Origin of the sequence: Candidatus Halocynthiibacter alkanivorans (assembly GCF_003333265.1) — a bacterium.
GTDB lineage: Bacteria > Pseudomonadota > Alphaproteobacteria > Rhodobacterales > Rhodobacteraceae > Halocyntiibacter_A > Halocyntiibacter_A alkanivorans.
In genome coordinates this window covers 43,493-57,843 of the sequence record NZ_QOLB01000089.1, presented here as the reverse complement: position 1 = coordinate 57,843, position 14,351 = coordinate 43,493, and the positions used below count along the sequence as shown (strand labels likewise).

Genomic DNA, 14,351 nt, shown 5'->3' with positions numbered 1-14,351 from the left:
CAGTTTGTATAGAGGCAATTGCGCATATCGCTTATGCGCCGCAAAAACGCTTGTATTATTGCGCGTACCTACGCTTTTGCGCGCCTCTCGCGGTGAAACAGAAGCACGTAGAACACCGGTGCTGCCACCAGGGTCAGCACGGTGGCAAAGGCCAGACCGCCCATAATGGTCACCGCCATAGAAGCGAAAAACGCGTCTCCCAGCAGTGGGATCATACCCAGGATCGTGGTCACCGCCGCCAGCATCACCGGCCGCAGGCGCGAGGTACAGGCTTCGACCACCGCCTGGTCAAACGGCACGCCCGAGGCGCGCACCAGGTCGATTTCCTCGACCAGCACGATGCCGTTTTTGAGCAGCATACCCGACAAGCTGAGCAGGCCGAGCAGTGCGGTAAAGGTGAAGGGCAAGCCGGTGCCAAGCAGACCGATCACCACGCCGTTCACCGACATTGGCACCAGCAGCCAGATCACCAGCGGCTGACGCAGCGCGCCAAACAGCAGCACCGAAATCATCACCATCACCAGGAAAGACAGCGGCAGTTGCCGGCCGAGGCTTTGCTGCGCTTCCGAGGAGTTTTCCAGGTCGCCGCCCCATTCCAGTACATAACCCACCGGCAGCACCATCGCTTCAACCGCGGCGGTGATTTCCTTCTGCGCTGCATCATTGGTGACCCCGGCGACGATGTCTGATTCCACGGTCAGGGTCTGCACCCGGTTGCGGCGCCAGATCAGTGTGTCCTGGACCTCAAACCCCATGCCGTCGACCACTTGCTGCAGCGCGACTTTTTCGCCGGCGCTGTTGCCTAGAATCATATCCATTATTGCCAGATTGTCGTCCGGATTGGGCCGCACAATGATCGGAATCAGCCGGTCCTGTTCGCGATAGGTGCCGGCGCGGATGCCATCGGTGGCAAAGGTCAGTGCGGTGGCCACCAGGTCCCGGGGCACACCGGCAGACTGAGCACGGTCAGACGCATAGACCGGGCGCAGCACCAGCTCCGGCTCGCGCCAGTTGGTGCGCAGATGCAGCAGATTGTCTGAGGCCGCCAGCATACGCCGGGTGGCTTCTTCGCCCAGCGCGCGCAGCACTTTGGGATCGGGCCCGGAGAAGCGCGCCGCGATCGGTGCGCCGCCACCAGGGCCGAACACCAGCCGCTGGGTGCGGAATTCACCTGCGGGCAGCATTGCGGCGCCAAAAGCATCCAGATCCGCACGCAACGCCGGGATGGCTTCCAGGTTTTCGGTCCGCACGATCAGGTGGCCATAGCTGGCGTCCCGGTCACCCGGATCATAGGTCAGCATGAACCGCGTGGCGCCGGCCCCGATAAAGGTGGTGACGGCGGTGACATCTTCCCGCTCCAGCAACCATTTTTCGACGATCGCCATTTCGGCGCTGGTCTCACTGATACTGGTGCCCTGGGGCAGTTTGTAATTCACGAAGAACAGCGGCGTATTGGAATCGGGGAAGAACTGTTGTTTCACCGACCCAAACCCGGCGTAACCCGCAACCGTCACCGCGATCAGCAGCATCACCACCAGCCAACGAAGACGGATCGCCACCCGCAGCAGCCCGGCATAGGCGCGGAAGATACGACCGCCATAGGGGTCATGATCGCCGGTACCGGTGCCGCGTTTGAAGAAATAATGTCCGAGCAGAGGTGTGGCGGTCAGCGCCAGTATCCAGCTGAGCAGCAGCGAGATCGAAATCACCGCAAAGAGAGAAAACAGGAATTCTCCGGTGGCGTCCGGCGACAGGCCAATGCCGGCAAAGGCCATAATGCCGATCACTGTGGCGCCGAGCAGTGGCGTCTGGGTCTTGCCGCCCACGTCCTGGGCCGCTTCGCGCGAAGAGCGCCCCGAGGCCATCTGGATCTGCATGCCTTCGGCCACCACGATGGCGTTGTCCACCAGCATGCCCATGGCGATGATCAGCGCGCCGAGCGAAATACGTTCCATTTCGATGGAAAACAGCGCCATGAAAAACAGCGTGCCGATCACACTCAGCACCAGGGTGACGCCCACCACAACACCGGCGCGCCAGCCCATGAACAGGGCCAGAACCGCGACCACGATGGCCACTGACATCGCGAGATTGACCAGAAACGCTGAACTGGCCTCATCCACGATCACATGCTGCTGATAGATGGGCTGCAGGTTGACCCCGACGGGGATTTCGTTTTCCAGCTCGGCCAGGCGTGCATCCACCCGCTGACCCACTTCGACGATATTCTCAGAGGACAGGCCGGACACGCCGAGGGTGAAGGCTTCGACCCCGTTGTGGCGGATAATCTGAGCCGGGTTTTCTTTGCGGCCGCGATAGACCGTTGCGAGATCAAACAGGTTCACCAGCTGGCCGTTGACCCCGACGGTGAGACCGGCGATTTCATCCACAGAATCCGAGCCTTCAGGGTTGGTGATCCGGGTGCGCCGACCATCCTGATTGACGTTGCCCGCAGGGGTCACCGAGTTGGCGCTGGCAATGGCGTTGGTCAGCAAAGTGGCGGGAATATTCTGATTGTAAGCCTGCGCCATATTGGCGTCGACATAGATCACCTCTTCGGGCAGGCCGGAGACCTCCACATCGGCGACACCGTCCACCGCCAGAAGTTCGCGGCGCAGGAAACGGGCGACCTGATGGCGTTCGGCGTCAGAGAACCCTTCGGCGCTGACCGCGTAGAACAGGCCAAACACATCCCCGAAACTGTCGTTCACCATCGGTGTGCGCACCCCGTCGGGCAGGTTGCCGGCGGCATCGCCGACCCGGTTGCGCAGCTTGGTCCAGATCGCCGGCAACTCCTCGCCGTCAAAGGTCGATTTTATTTCAATGGTGATGGTGGACAGGCCAGGTTCATTGCGCGAGGCAATACTGTCCAGTTCCGACAGTTTCTGAATCGCCGATTCCAGCGGCTCGGACACTTCCCGCGCCACCTGGGCGGCGGTTGCGCCGGGGTACTGGGTGACGATCACCGCGCTTTTGATGGTAAAGGCCGGGTCTTCGAGACGGCCGACCGTGAAGAACCCCCAGACACCGCCCAGCAGCAGGCTGAGCATCAGGATCCAGGTGAACAGGCTTTTGTCAATTGAGCCGCGTGCTACAGACATTGCTCAAGCCCCCCTAGTTGCCAAAGCCGGAAAAGCGACGCACCGCTTCACCGTCACTGACCATTTGCGCCCCGGCCACCACGATCTCAGCGCCGGGAGCCAGACCGTTCACCAGGATGAAACGGCCGTCAGATTCTGCGCGCAGGGTCACCGGTGTTTTGGTCACCTTGCCCTGATCGGCGCCCTTGGGGGTGTAGACCATCACATAGGTCGCACGGGCAGAGTCGGTGACAATGGCGGTCACCGGGATATAGATCACCGAGGCGCCGCTCAGACGACGGGCCAGCACGGTCACGGATGCCCCGGGCAGCAGGCTCTGCCCGGTGGGCGGTTCCATCACCAGGGTGATGTTATAGGTCTGGCCGACCGTCGAGGTTTCAGCTTTGAATTCGCGAACCTCCAGCGGGTACATCTCATCAGAGCCGGGCAGGATCGCATTCATCGAGACATGGCTGTCATCCTGGGCCTGGCGGAACAGGATTTCCGGCACTTCGATCTCGACGCGTAACTCAGACAGATCATGCAGCCGGACCACCGGGGTTCCCGCGGCAACCGTGGCAAAGTTTTCACTCAGCCTTGAGGCCACCAGCCCATCGAACGGCGCCACCAGAGTGGCGCGTTCCAGCGCGTATTCCGCATTGCGCAGAGCGATTTCTGCGGCTTTGGCGGCTGTTTCAGCATCATCAATTGAGGATTGCGCCACCCGGGTGGCACCGAGCGTTTTTTGCCGCTCAAAGGTGCGCTGCGCCTGTTCCAGCTGTAGCATTGCCTGGTCGCGTTGCAGTTCAAACTGCTCCAGATCCAGTGCGGCAATGGTGTCGCCTTTGGCGACGGCGCTGCCTTCGACAATTGGCAGGTCGAGGATCTGACCCCCCACCTGGAACGCCAGGTCTACGGTTTCACGCGCCACCACCTGGCCAAAGAAACGCCGCACCAGCACATCGGTCTCGTTGGCAATGGTCGCCAGTTTCACCGGGCGCAGGCTCTGGAGTGCTGAGGGGGTCTGGGTGTCCTGCTGGGCTGCGAGAGGCCCGGCAAGCAAAGTCAGCGCCGTGGTGGCCGCGAGGACACCAGGAAAAATACGGAAAAGTGTCATGTGGTCTGATCCTCGGATTTCAAAGGCTGGGATTCAAGATGTTTGCGCATGCGGTCCATCGGACCTGCAAGCCGGGCGATGTCAGAGGCACCAAGCCCGGTGGCGCGGTGAAACTCCTCACAGGCGGCCTGCATGGAGCTGGCGCGCAGGTCCTGCCCCTTGTCGGTCAGCACCAGGCGCGAGGCGCGGCGGTCCGCGGGATCGGCTTCCCGGCGCACCAGCCCCAATTCAGTCAGTTCGGAAGCCAGCGCAGTCACGGTGGACGGCAGACAGCGCAGTTTCTGCGCCAGCTGTCCCATGCGCTGGGGTTGGCTTAGTCCTGCCATCAGGTGGCGCTGGCTCATGGAAAGCTGGCCGTCCTGGTCACAGACATAGCGCAGCATATGCTGATGGAGCGCGAAGGCGCCGGCGATGATGCGGAGCTCATCGGGGAAGCCGTCGGGAAATTCGTCGGGAAATTGGGTACTGTCGTTCATCGGGGCCTGCCAGTCAGCTTTGCAGTTTGTTCAGGCGCTCAGGTAGCTTCAACACCTGAACATTTCAACAACTGAACTAATAACGGATATTACGACGTTGCGTAACCCTGTTGCGGCGCTGACGGCGCGCCCTGCCCTGCGCCAGGCAAAGACAGGACGTGTTCACACGGTACAAAAAAGGCCCGGAACGCGTTGCTCCGGGCCCTTTTGCTGTTGTTATCATCGCCTTAACGTTGGCTGTCTTGCCAGTCCGGGTTGATCCAGGGCGCGTCATTGGCGGCGGCCAGAGGCGCTTTGCCGAGAATATGGTCCGAGGCTTTTTCCCCAACCATGATCGAAGGCCCGTTCAGGTTGCCGTTGGGAATGCGCGGGAAGATTGAACTGTCGGCGAGCCGCAGCCCTTCGACCCCGATCACCCGGCATTCCGGATCGACCACCGCCATCGGATCGTCAGTGCGCCCCATGCGCGCCGTACCACAGGGGTGGAACGCGCTTTCGGCATGTTCGCGGATGAAGCTGTCGAGTTCTTCATCCGTTTGCAGCGCTTTGCCTGGCTGGATCTCGTGTTTCACGTAGGGCGCAAAGGCTTCCTGTTCAAAGATCTCGCGGGTCAGGCGCAGGCATTTGCGGAAATCAATCCAGTCCTGTTCCGTCGACATATAGTTGAACTTGATGCGCGGCGCGTCTTCGGGATTGGCGGATTTCAGTGTCACCTCGCCACGGGAAGGTGAGCGCATCGGACCGACATGCGCCTGGAAGCCGTGCCCTTCGGCAGAGACTTTGCCGTCATAGCGCACCGCGATCGGCAGGAAGTGATACTGGATATCCGGGTACTCAATGCCTTTGCGCGAGCGGATAAAGGCGGCGCTTTCAAACTGGTTGGACGTCCCGAGACCGGTTTTGGTGAACAGCCACTGCGCGCCGATCATCGCTTTGCCGAACAGGTTCCAGTATTTATACAGCGTGATCGGCTGTTTGGAGGCGAACTGCATATAGACTTCAAGATGGTCCTGCAGGTTCTGGCCCACACCGGGGCGGTCGGCGACCACCTCAATTCCGTGTTCTGCCAGGTGTGCTGCCGGGCCGATGCCTGAGAGCATCAGCAGTTTCGGTGAGTTCAGCGAGGAAGCAGCGAGGATCACTTCGCGTTTGGCGGAGATCACCTCGATCTTGCCCTTGCGTTTGATTTCCACGCCTGTGGCGCGACCGTCTTTAATCACCACTTTGCGCGCCAGACCCCGGATCAGGGTGCAATTGTCCCGCTTTAGTGCCGGTTTCAGATAGGCGGTGGCCGCAGACCAGCGTCGGCCCTGATAGACCGTCTGCTCCATTGGGCCGAAGCCTTCCTGTTGTTCGCCGTTGTAATCGTCGGTGACCGGATAACCCGCCTGTTGACCGGCTTCGACAAAAGCGGCGTGCAGCGGGTTGTTGCGCGGGCCACGGGTGATATGCAGCGGGCCGGATTTGCCGCGCCAGTCAGGGTCGCCGCCCTGGCCGCTTTCATGCCAGCTTTCCTGGCGTTTGAAATAGGGCAGCACATCGGCATAGGACCAGCCATCGGCCCCCTGCTCGGCCCAGTGGTCATAGTCGCGCGCATGGCCACGCACATAGACCATGCCGTTGATCGAGGAGGAGCCGCCGACCACTTTGCCGCGCGGCACCACCAGTTCGCGGTCGCCGAGATGTTCTTCGGGTTCTGATTTCAGCCCCCAGTCATAAAGCGACATATTCATCGGATAGCTGAGCGCGGCGGGCATCTGGATGAAGGGACCAGCATCGGTGCCGCCATATTCGATGACGATGACAGAATGGCCCGCCTCAGAAAGACGGTAGGCCATGGCGCAGCCGGCAGAGCCGGCGCCGACGATTACAAAATCTGCTTCCATATTGTCCTCAGAACGCGGCTTCGACGGGGGTCATGCCCACGTAGACGGTTTTCAGTTCTGACCAGTGGTTGATCGCCACCTGGCCGTTTTCGCGTCCGACGCCGGACATTTTGGAACCACCAAAGGGCGTTTCAACCGGGGTCAGGTTGTACTGGTTGATCCAGGTCGAGCCGGCTTCGAGCTTGCCGACAACGCGGTGGCCCCGGGTCAGGTCGCGGGTGAAGACCCCGGCGGCGAGGCCAAATTCGGTGTCATTGGCGCGGGCGATCACTTCGTCCTCATCGGTGAAATCGAGCACCGACATCAGCGGGCCAAAGACTTCTTCGCGGGCGATGGTCATGTCATCCGTCACATCGGCAAACACCGCAGGCGTGATGTAGTTGCCTGGGCGGTCGACCCGGTCGCCGCCACAGATCAGGCGGGCGCCTTCGGCTTTGCCGGCGGCGATGTATTTCTCGGTGATCTCAAGCTGACGTGCGTTGATCATCGGGCCAAAATTGGTGGCCTCATCCATCGGATCGCCGATCACCGCGCCCTGCATGCGTTCCGCGAGCCGTGTCAGAAACGCCTCTTTGATATCGGCATGCACGAACACCCGGGTGCCGTTGGAGCAGACCTGGCCGGAGGAGTAGAAGTTGGCGTTGATGGCGCCGGAAATGGCGTCTTCCAGGTTGGCGTCTTCAAAGATGATCAGCGGGGATTTGCCGCCCAACTCCATGGTGACATGTTTCATTGTATCGGCCGCCGCCGCGTAGACTTTGCGTCCGGTGGGCACCGATCCGGTGAGCGAGACTTTGGCGACGCGCGCATCAGTCACCAGGCTGGCACCGACATCACCGAGCCCCTGGATGACGTTGAACACACCCGCTGGCAGGCCAGCCTCAATAAAGATCTCGGCGATTTTCAGGGCGCAGAGCGGGGTGGTTTCGGACGGTTTGAACACCATGGAGTTGCCGCAGGCCAGCGCCGGGGAGGCTTTCCAGCAGGCGATCTGGGTTGGGTAGTTCCAGGCACCGATGCCCACACAGACGCCCAGCGCTTCGCGGCGGGTGTAGACAAAATCTTCGCCAACCTGGATGTGTTCGCCGCCCAGAGTGGCCGCGAGACCGCCGAAATATTCCAGCGACTCGGCGCCGGACGTGGCGTCGGCGACCAGGGTTTCCTGCAGCGGTTTGCCGGTGTCCAGCGTTTCCAGAACCGAAAGCTCGTGGTTGCGCTCGCGAATGAGATCGGCGGCGCGGCGCAGCACCCGGCCACGTTCCACACCGGACTTTGCGGCCCAGATCTTTTGCCCGGCTTTGGCGGCGTTCAGCGCCTGGTCCACAATGGCAGCGGTGGCGGAATGCACCCGGGCAATGAGTTCACCATCTGCCGCATAGATCACATCGATCGGCGTGCCGGCGGTGTCCTCAATATAAGCACCATTGATAAAGTGGCTGGCTGTGGGTTGAGCTTTCATCTTTCACCTCGGGAGAAAAGGCAGCCCCCTGCGGGGGTTACTATTGCGGAATATGGCGGGAGCGGAGCTGCGCCTGTGCGGCACAGTAGTTTATATTCTGATCCGGTCAGATCGGGGTAACGGCTGACACGCATCACTGTTTCAGGGGCACGCGGTCGCGGCCACACAGGCCGTTGCCGTCGCCGTCGCCGTCAGCAGTGGCGTCACGGCTCAGCACCAGGTCAAGGTAGTCCAGCACCGACGCGGTGGCCTCGAGGGGGTTGGGCGGTGCGTCATGCAGCGCGTGGCGGATATAGTGGCCGTCGATCATCGCCGCGATACCGGTCGCGGCCGCATCCGAGCGCTCTCCGATCAGCTGGCGCAGATCAAACAACAGAGTGGAATGCAGGCGGTTCTGATAGACCCGCAACAGGCGCCGCGCCGGGGTTCTGGTCTGGGCCAGCACATAGAAGGACAGCCAGGCGGAAATCACCTCGGGGCGGAAGTTGGGCGGTTCAAAGTTGCTGCGGATCACCGCCTCCACCCGCTGGCGCGGCGTATCGGCTGCAGCAAGGGCGGCACGCACCTGAGCGCCGTAAACAGACAGTACATGTCGCATCGCCGCCAGAAAGATCTGATCCTTGCCGCCAAAGTAGTGATGGGCCAGCGCTGAGGACATGCCGGCCCGTTTGGCGATCTGGGCCACAGTCACATCAAGGGAGCCCGCACGCCCGATTTCTTCGATCGTGGCGCGGACCAGAGCCTCCTTGCGGATTGGTTCCATCCCAACTTTTGGCAATGCGTTTCCTTTTTTTCTTGCAAATAGAGGCTAAACCCCTTTTGATTGACTCGTCAATCAATAAAACAGGGAGCTAATTAATGAAAAAGACTCTGATTTCCGCCGCGCTGGCTGCTGCCATCGCGAGCCCCGCCTTTGCCGCCGCCGATTGTTCCGAAGTGACTTTTGCCGATGTGGGCTGGACTGACATCACAGCCACCACCGCGGCCACGTCGATCGTGCTGGAAGCGCTTGGCTATGAGACCAACATCAAAGTTCTTTCGGTGCCGGTGACTTATATCTCGCTGGAACAGGGTGACGTGGACGTATTCCTCGGCAACTGGATGCCCACTATGGAAGGCGATATCGCCAAATACCGCGAAGCCGGCACCGTTGACACAGTGCGCGCCAACCTGAACGGCACCGCCTATACGCTGGCGACCAATGCGGCCGGTGCGGCGCTTGGCATCAAAACATTCGCGGATATTGCCGCCAATGCAGATGCGCTCGGTGGCAAGGTTTACGGCATTGAAGCCGGCAACGACGGCAACCGTATCGTGATGGATCTGATCTCGGCCGATACGTTTGGTCTCGGCGCTGTCGAGATGGTCGAAAGTTCTGAGCAGGGCATGCTGGCTCAGGTCGATCGTGCATCGCGCAAAGACAAACCCGTTGTTTTCCTTGGCTGGGCGCCCCATCCGATGAACTCCAACTTTGCCGTCACCTATCTGACCGGTGGCGAAGAGTGGTTTGGCGCCGAGGGGGATGTCTATACCAACACCCGCGCCGGTTATGTCGATGAATGCGCCAATGTCGGTGCGCTGCTGAAGAACCTTGAGTTCACCCTGGCGATGGAAAACGAAATCATGGGTGCGATCCTGAACGACGGCGACGATGCTGACTTTGCGGCCCGCCAATGGCTCAAGGGCAACATGAATGCCGTTATGCCCTGGTTGAACGGCGTCACCACCACTGACGGTGGCGATGCAAAGGCTGCGGTTATGGCCGAGCTTGCCAAATAATAAAACACTTGCTGGCCCCGGTTCAATGCCGGGGTCAATTCTATTTTGTGACGACTGAGGGGGGCGTGCCGTCGGGCACGTGAGGCAGATATGGACTGGTTAACAGGCAGCAAAATCCCGGTTGGCAAAGCCGCCAAATCCATTTTTGAATGGTTGCGGGACAATGCCGAGTGGTTTTTCGAAAGTTTTGAAGACGGGTTGAGCTGGTTGATTGAAACTGTGCTGACCATTCTGCAATATCCCAGCCCCCTGATCATTGTGGCGCTGTTTGTGGCACTGACCTGGAAGATTCAGAAGAACTGGAAACCCTGCCTGCTGGTCTTGCTCGGCTTCCTGTTCATCATCAATCAGGGCTATTGGGAAGAGACGATGGAGAGCCTGACGCTGGTGGCCTTTGCCGGCTTCACCTGTATGGCGATCGGGGTGCCGATTGGCATTGCGGCAGCACACCGCCCGCGACTTTACAGCGCGATGAGCCCGGTGCTTGACCTGATGCAGACGCTGCCGACCTTTGTTTATCTGATCCCGATGATCGTCTTTTTTGGCATTGGCATGGTGCCGGGCCTCGTCGCCACGGTGATCTTTGTGGTGCCGGCGCCGATCCGGCTGACCTATCTTGGTGTCAGCGCGACGCCCAAACCACTGCTGGAAGCGGCCGAAGCCTTTGGCTCCACCCCGTCCCAGACCCTGTGGAAAGTGGAATTGCCTTATGCGATGCCGCAAATTATGGCCGGGCTGAACCAGACCATCATGCTGTCGCTGTCGATGGTGGTGATCGCGGCTCTGGTCGGGGCTGACGGGCTGGGTGTGCCGGTGGTACGCGCCCTGAGCCAGGTCAACGCGGCGCTGGGTTTTGAAAGCGGGCTGGTCATCGTGGTGGTCGCCATCATGCTGGACCGGATCCTGAGAGTGGAGCGCTGAAAATGGTCAACGCAGTAGAATTTGACAATGTCTCCATCGTATTCGGCGACAAACCAAAGATCGCCCTGCCCCTGATGGACGCGAATAAGACCCGCACTGAGATACAGCAGGAAACCAGCCAGGTGCTGGGGGTGCACAATTGCTCGCTGAATGTGGGCGAAGGCGAGATCCTGGTGCTGATGGGCCTGTCCGGCTCGGGCAAATCCACCCTGCTGCGCGCGGTCAACGGGCTGAACCCGGTGGTACGTGGTGCCGTGAGGGTGAAGAACGGCAGTGAGGGGCTGGTCAATGTCACCGATGCGGCACCCGCCGTGTTGCGCAATATGCGCCAGCACCGCATCGCCATGGTGTTCCAGCAATTTGGTCTGCTGCCCTGGCGCACGGTGCGCGAAAACGCGGGCCTGGGGCTGGAGCTTGCTGGCATGGCGAAGGCCGAGCGCAACGCCAAGATTGACGCGCAGCTGGCGCTGGTCGGCCTCTCTGAATGGTCCGAGCGCAAAGTGGGCGAACTGTCGGGCGGTATGCAGCAGCGGGTGGGCCTGGCGCGCGCCTTTGCCACTGAGGCGCCGATCCTGTTGATGGACGAGCCGTTTTCGGCGCTGGATCCGCTGATCCGCACCAAGCTGCAGGACGAGCTTCTGGACCTGCAGCGCAAGCTGAAACGCACCATCATCTTTGTCAGCCACGATCTGGATGAGGCGTTTAAACTGGGCGACCGCATTGCGATTATGGAGGGCGGGCGCATCGTGCAGTGTGGCACGCCAGAGGAGATATTCTCCAATCCGGCAGATGAATATGTCGCCGATTTTGTCGCCCATATGAACCCTCTCGGGGTGTTGCGCGCCTGTGATGTGATGACGCCGGGCAGCGTAGAACACGGTATTACCGTGGCGCCGGATACACCGATTAAGGACATCATGACCACATTGCAGGACAGCGGCCACCCGGTGTCGGTGCTCGAAAGCGGTGCGATTGTCGGCGAGGTCACCGCCCAGTCCGTGGTCAACCGGCTGGCGGCGCCCAACGGGCGCTAGAGCCGCGTATTGGTGCGGGAATTGGGGTCGGTGGCTGCAAAGCTGCCGGCCCTTTTTGTTTTGGCGACCGCTTGCACAGGCTGTATCAACGCCCGGTATCAGCGACCGGCTTCAGGACGGATGTCCTCTTCACGAATTCATGACCCGGGGGTTCGTCTGCTCTGAGGTGCTCAGACTTGACCCGCGCGGCCCCCGTCCCCATCTGCAGGGTCAGAGCGCACAGACAGCAATAAAACGATAAGGAACAGAGGCATGGTGATTGAACTGGAAGAGCCCGGTGGCGGGCGTGGCCGCAGCCCGCGCAAGGCGGCCGCGATGCTGTGCCCGGTCTGTGATGTGGCGCTGGTGATGTCTGAGCGTCAGCAGGTGGAGATCGACTATTGTCCGCAATGTCGCGGTGTCTGGCTGGACCGCGGAGAGCTCGACAAAATTATTGACCGCAGCGCGCGCGAACTGCAGGCACCACCCGTGCCCCAAGACAGCGGCCCCTGGACGCCGGGAAAACCCTATAAGAAAAGCCACGAAAAATACAAAAAGAGACGCAAGTCGTGGCTGGAAGAGATTTTCGACTAGACCGGTCGCTTCGATGAACGGGCGGCAATATTGCCGCCCGTTTCTGTTTCAGAGCCCCGGGTTTCTTGACCGCATAAGCAGCACAAGCAGCTCCGCCAATCCGGAGAGTTCAGACAGGCGCCGCAAGCCCGGTCAGACACGGCAGGTCAAGCAGGCCAGTCAAACCCGAACAGGGTCAGTCCCGGCAGGTCACACAGCTCAGACAGACCTGGCACACGCGGTCAGCCAAAGCAGGCCCATTCGGTATTGGCACGCCCATATGGATCCCACCAGCCATTACAGGCCCGTACTGCGCCAACCAGAGCGGCAGACCTGGAAGCCCCGACCAGACCGGTCAGATCAGACAGGTTTTTTCCGACAGCTCGTCAATCAGCACCCGTTTGTTTTCGGAATAGTCCACCGGCACTTCCACCAGGTGCACGCCGCCGGCTTCAAAACAACGCTCCAGCAACGGAATAAAATCACCGGTCTCCGCGACCCGGTGGCCCGCCGCGCCATAGCTTTCAGCGTATTTCACGAAATCCGGATTGCCGAAGGTCAGCCCCCAGTCGGGCAGCTCTCCGACCTGTTGTTTCCAGCGGATCATGCCAAAGGAATCATCGCGCAGGATCAGCACTACAAGATCCAGCCCGAGGCGCACAGCGGTTTCCATTTCCTGCGAATTCATCATGAAACCGCCATCACCACAGACCGCCATCACCCGCTTGCCTGGATTAAGTACGCTGGCCATCATCGCCGCCGGCAACCCGGCCCCCATCGTCGCCAGCGCATTGTCCAGTAGCACCGTATTGGGCGCGGCGGCGCGGTAGTTGCGCGCGAACCAGATTTTATACATGCCATTGTCGAGCGAGATAATACCGTCGGCGGGCATCACTTTGCGCACGTCAGAAACGATGCGCTGGGGCACCAACGGGAAACGCGGGTCATCTGCGTTCTCTTTGATATGGTCCTGGACATGCTGGCGCACGGTCTGGAAATATGCGCTGTCATGGCCAGCCACCGGTTCCATGCCGATGCAGAGCCGCTTCATGGTGCTGCCAATATCGCCGATCAGCTCCAGTTGGGGAAAATAGACCTGGTCCACCTCAGCGGCGCTGAAATTCACATGAATAACTTTGGTGCCGCCGTGCTCCATGAAAAATGGCGGTTTTTCCACCACGTCATGGCCGACATTGATGATCAGATCGGCGTGGTCGATGGCACAGTGCACATAATCACCGGAGGAAAGCGCGGTGGTGCCGATGAAGTTGGGGTGATCGCCGCTGATGACGCCTTTGCCCATCTGGGTGCTGAACACGGCGATGCCGGTTTTATCGGCAAAGTCGCGCAGCGCCGGGATCGCGTTTTGACGGTTGGCCCCGGCCCCGACCAGAAGCAGCGGGTGGCGTGCGTGCCGGATCATTTCAAGCGCCTGTTGCAACTGCGTCTCGTTGCAATCGGGCATTTGCGCGGCTTTCACCTCAAACAGCTGACCGTCCTCTGTGGTGTCGGCGGCGATGTCTTCGGGCAGTTCCAGATGCACCGCGCCCGGGCGTTCTTGCAGCGCCATGCGAAAAGCTTCGCGCACCAGGGCGGGGATCGATCCGGCGCTGACAATCTGGCGGGTGAACCGGGTCAGCGGTCGCATCATATCCACCACATCGATGATCTGAAAGCGGCCCTGTTTGGAAGAGCGGATCGGTTTTTGCCCGGTGATCATCATCAGCGGCATGGCGCCGAGTTCTGCATAGGCGGCGGCGGTGACCAGATTGGTGGCGCCGGGGCCAAGGGTTGCCAGACAGACGCCGGGCTTGCCGGTCAGGCGACCATAGGTGGCGGCCATAAAACCAGCGCCCTGTTCGTGCCGGGTCAGAATGAAGCGGATAGAGGAGCGGCGCAGCGAGTCGAGGAAATCAAGGTTTTCCTCGCCGGGCACGCCAAAGACATATTCGACACCTTCATTTTCCAGCGCCTGTACAAAAAGATCCGATGCTTTGATGGTCATTGGGGGTCTGCCTTTGCTGCGGATCCGGGTGTTTATTTGCCG

General features: G+C 60.6%; 11 protein-coding genes. 4 read left to right on the top strand and 7 right to left on the bottom strand.

Annotated elements, in window-relative coordinates; all coding sequences use genetic code 11:
• Nucleotides 1-68: 68 nt before the first annotated feature.
• From DWA01_RS10520 to betI, 6 genes are all read right to left on the bottom strand, one after another.
• On the bottom strand, nucleotides 69-3,101 hold the full coding sequence (locus DWA01_RS10520) for an efflux RND transporter permease subunit (RefSeq protein WP_114285793.1): 3,033 nt from the start codon (nucleotides 3,099-3,101) through the stop codon (nucleotides 69-71).
• Nucleotides 3,102-3,114: 13 nt separating this feature from the next.
• On the bottom strand, nucleotides 3,115-4,197 hold the full coding sequence (locus DWA01_RS10515; protein ID WP_114285792.1) for an efflux RND transporter periplasmic adaptor subunit: 1,083 nt from the start codon (nucleotides 4,195-4,197) through the stop codon (nucleotides 3,115-3,117).
• Nucleotides 4,194-4,673 (bottom strand): MarR family winged helix-turn-helix transcriptional regulator, encoded by a 480-nt coding sequence (locus DWA01_RS10510; protein ID WP_114285791.1) that lies wholly within the window; start codon nucleotides 4,671-4,673, stop codon nucleotides 4,194-4,196. Before DWA01_RS10510 ends, DWA01_RS10515 begins: the two co-directional genes overlap by 4 nt.
• 227 nt (nucleotides 4,674-4,900) lie before the next feature.
• The gene (gene betA / locus DWA01_RS10505) at nucleotides 4,901-6,559 is read right to left on the bottom strand and encodes a choline dehydrogenase (protein WP_114285790.1); all 1,659 of its coding nucleotides are present in this window, start codon (nucleotides 6,557-6,559) and stop codon (nucleotides 4,901-4,903) included.
• Between the two features lie 7 nt (nucleotides 6,560-6,566).
• On the bottom strand, nucleotides 6,567-8,018 hold the full coding sequence (gene betB / locus DWA01_RS10500) for a betaine-aldehyde dehydrogenase (RefSeq protein WP_114285789.1): 1,452 nt from the start codon (nucleotides 8,016-8,018) through the stop codon (nucleotides 6,567-6,569).
• Between the two features lie 133 nt (nucleotides 8,019-8,151).
• Nucleotides 8,152-8,796, bottom strand: coding sequence for a choline-binding transcriptional repressor BetI (gene betI / locus DWA01_RS10495; RefSeq protein WP_114285788.1), 645 nt, complete (start codon nucleotides 8,794-8,796; stop codon nucleotides 8,152-8,154).
• A gap of 80 nt (nucleotides 8,797-8,876) precedes the next feature.
• On the opposite strand from betI, the gene choX reads away from it, so the two are divergent.
• The 4 genes from choX to DWA01_RS10475 all read left to right on the top strand — a co-directional run bounded on the left by choX (nucleotide 8,877) and on the right by DWA01_RS10475 (nucleotide 12,325).
• Nucleotides 8,877-9,797, top strand: coding sequence for a choline ABC transporter substrate-binding protein (gene choX, locus DWA01_RS10490; protein WP_114285787.1), 921 nt, complete (start codon nucleotides 8,877-8,879; stop codon nucleotides 9,795-9,797).
• A gap of 90 nt (nucleotides 9,798-9,887) precedes the next feature.
• Entirely contained in the window at nucleotides 9,888-10,718 is an 831-nt protein-coding gene (gene choW / locus DWA01_RS10485; protein ID WP_114285786.1) for a choline ABC transporter permease subunit, read from the top strand.
• Nucleotides 10,719-10,720: 2 nt separating this feature from the next.
• Nucleotides 10,721-11,752 carry a choline ABC transporter ATP-binding protein gene (choV, locus tag DWA01_RS10480; RefSeq protein ID WP_114285785.1) on the top strand — a complete coding sequence of 344 codons (1,032 nt, stop codon included), beginning with the start codon at nucleotides 10,721-10,723 and terminating at the stop codon, nucleotides 11,750-11,752.
• 315 nt (nucleotides 11,753-12,067) lie between these two features.
• Nucleotides 12,068-12,325, top strand: coding sequence for a TFIIB-type zinc ribbon-containing protein (locus DWA01_RS10475; protein ID WP_200832549.1), 258 nt, complete (start codon nucleotides 12,068-12,070; stop codon nucleotides 12,323-12,325).
• A gap of 334 nt (nucleotides 12,326-12,659) precedes the next feature.
• Here the strand turns inward: DWA01_RS10475 and DWA01_RS10470 are convergent, their stop codons facing one another.
• Nucleotides 12,660-14,309 (bottom strand): acetolactate synthase large subunit, encoded by a 1,650-nt coding sequence (locus DWA01_RS10470; protein WP_114285783.1) that lies wholly within the window; start codon nucleotides 14,307-14,309, stop codon nucleotides 12,660-12,662.
• Nucleotides 14,310-14,351 lie beyond the last annotated feature (42 nt).

Excerpts from the sequence above, each read along its gene's own strand:
- DWA01_RS10520 (WP_114285793.1), bottom strand. The coding sequence starts at position 3,101 with ATGTCTGTAGCACGCGGCTCAATTGACAAAAGCCTGTTCACCTGGATC.
- DWA01_RS10515 (WP_114285792.1), bottom strand. The coding sequence starts at position 4,197 with ATGACACTTTTCCGTATTTTTCCTGGTGTCCTCGCGGCCACCACGGCG.
- DWA01_RS10510 (WP_114285791.1), bottom strand. The coding sequence starts at position 4,673 with ATGAACGACAGTACCCAATTTCCCGACGAATTTCCCGACGGCTTCCCC.
- betA (WP_114285790.1), bottom strand. The coding sequence starts at position 6,559 with ATGGAAGCAGATTTTGTAATCGTCGGCGCCGGCTCTGCCGGCTGCGCC.
- betB (WP_114285789.1), bottom strand. The coding sequence starts at position 8,018 with ATGAAAGCTCAACCCACAGCCAGCCACTTTATCAATGGTGCTTATATT.
- choX (WP_114285787.1), top strand. The coding sequence starts at position 8,877 with ATGAAAAAGACTCTGATTTCCGCCGCGCTGGCTGCTGCCATCGCGAGC.
- choW (WP_114285786.1), top strand. The coding sequence starts at position 9,888 with ATGGACTGGTTAACAGGCAGCAAAATCCCGGTTGGCAAAGCCGCCAAA.
- choV (WP_114285785.1), top strand. The coding sequence starts at position 10,721 with ATGGTCAACGCAGTAGAATTTGACAATGTCTCCATCGTATTCGGCGAC.
- DWA01_RS10475 (WP_200832549.1), top strand. The coding sequence starts at position 12,068 with ATGCTGTGCCCGGTCTGTGATGTGGCGCTGGTGATGTCTGAGCGTCAG.
- DWA01_RS10470 (WP_114285783.1), bottom strand. The coding sequence starts at position 14,309 with ATGACCATCAAAGCATCGGATCTTTTTGTACAGGCGCTGGAAAATGAA.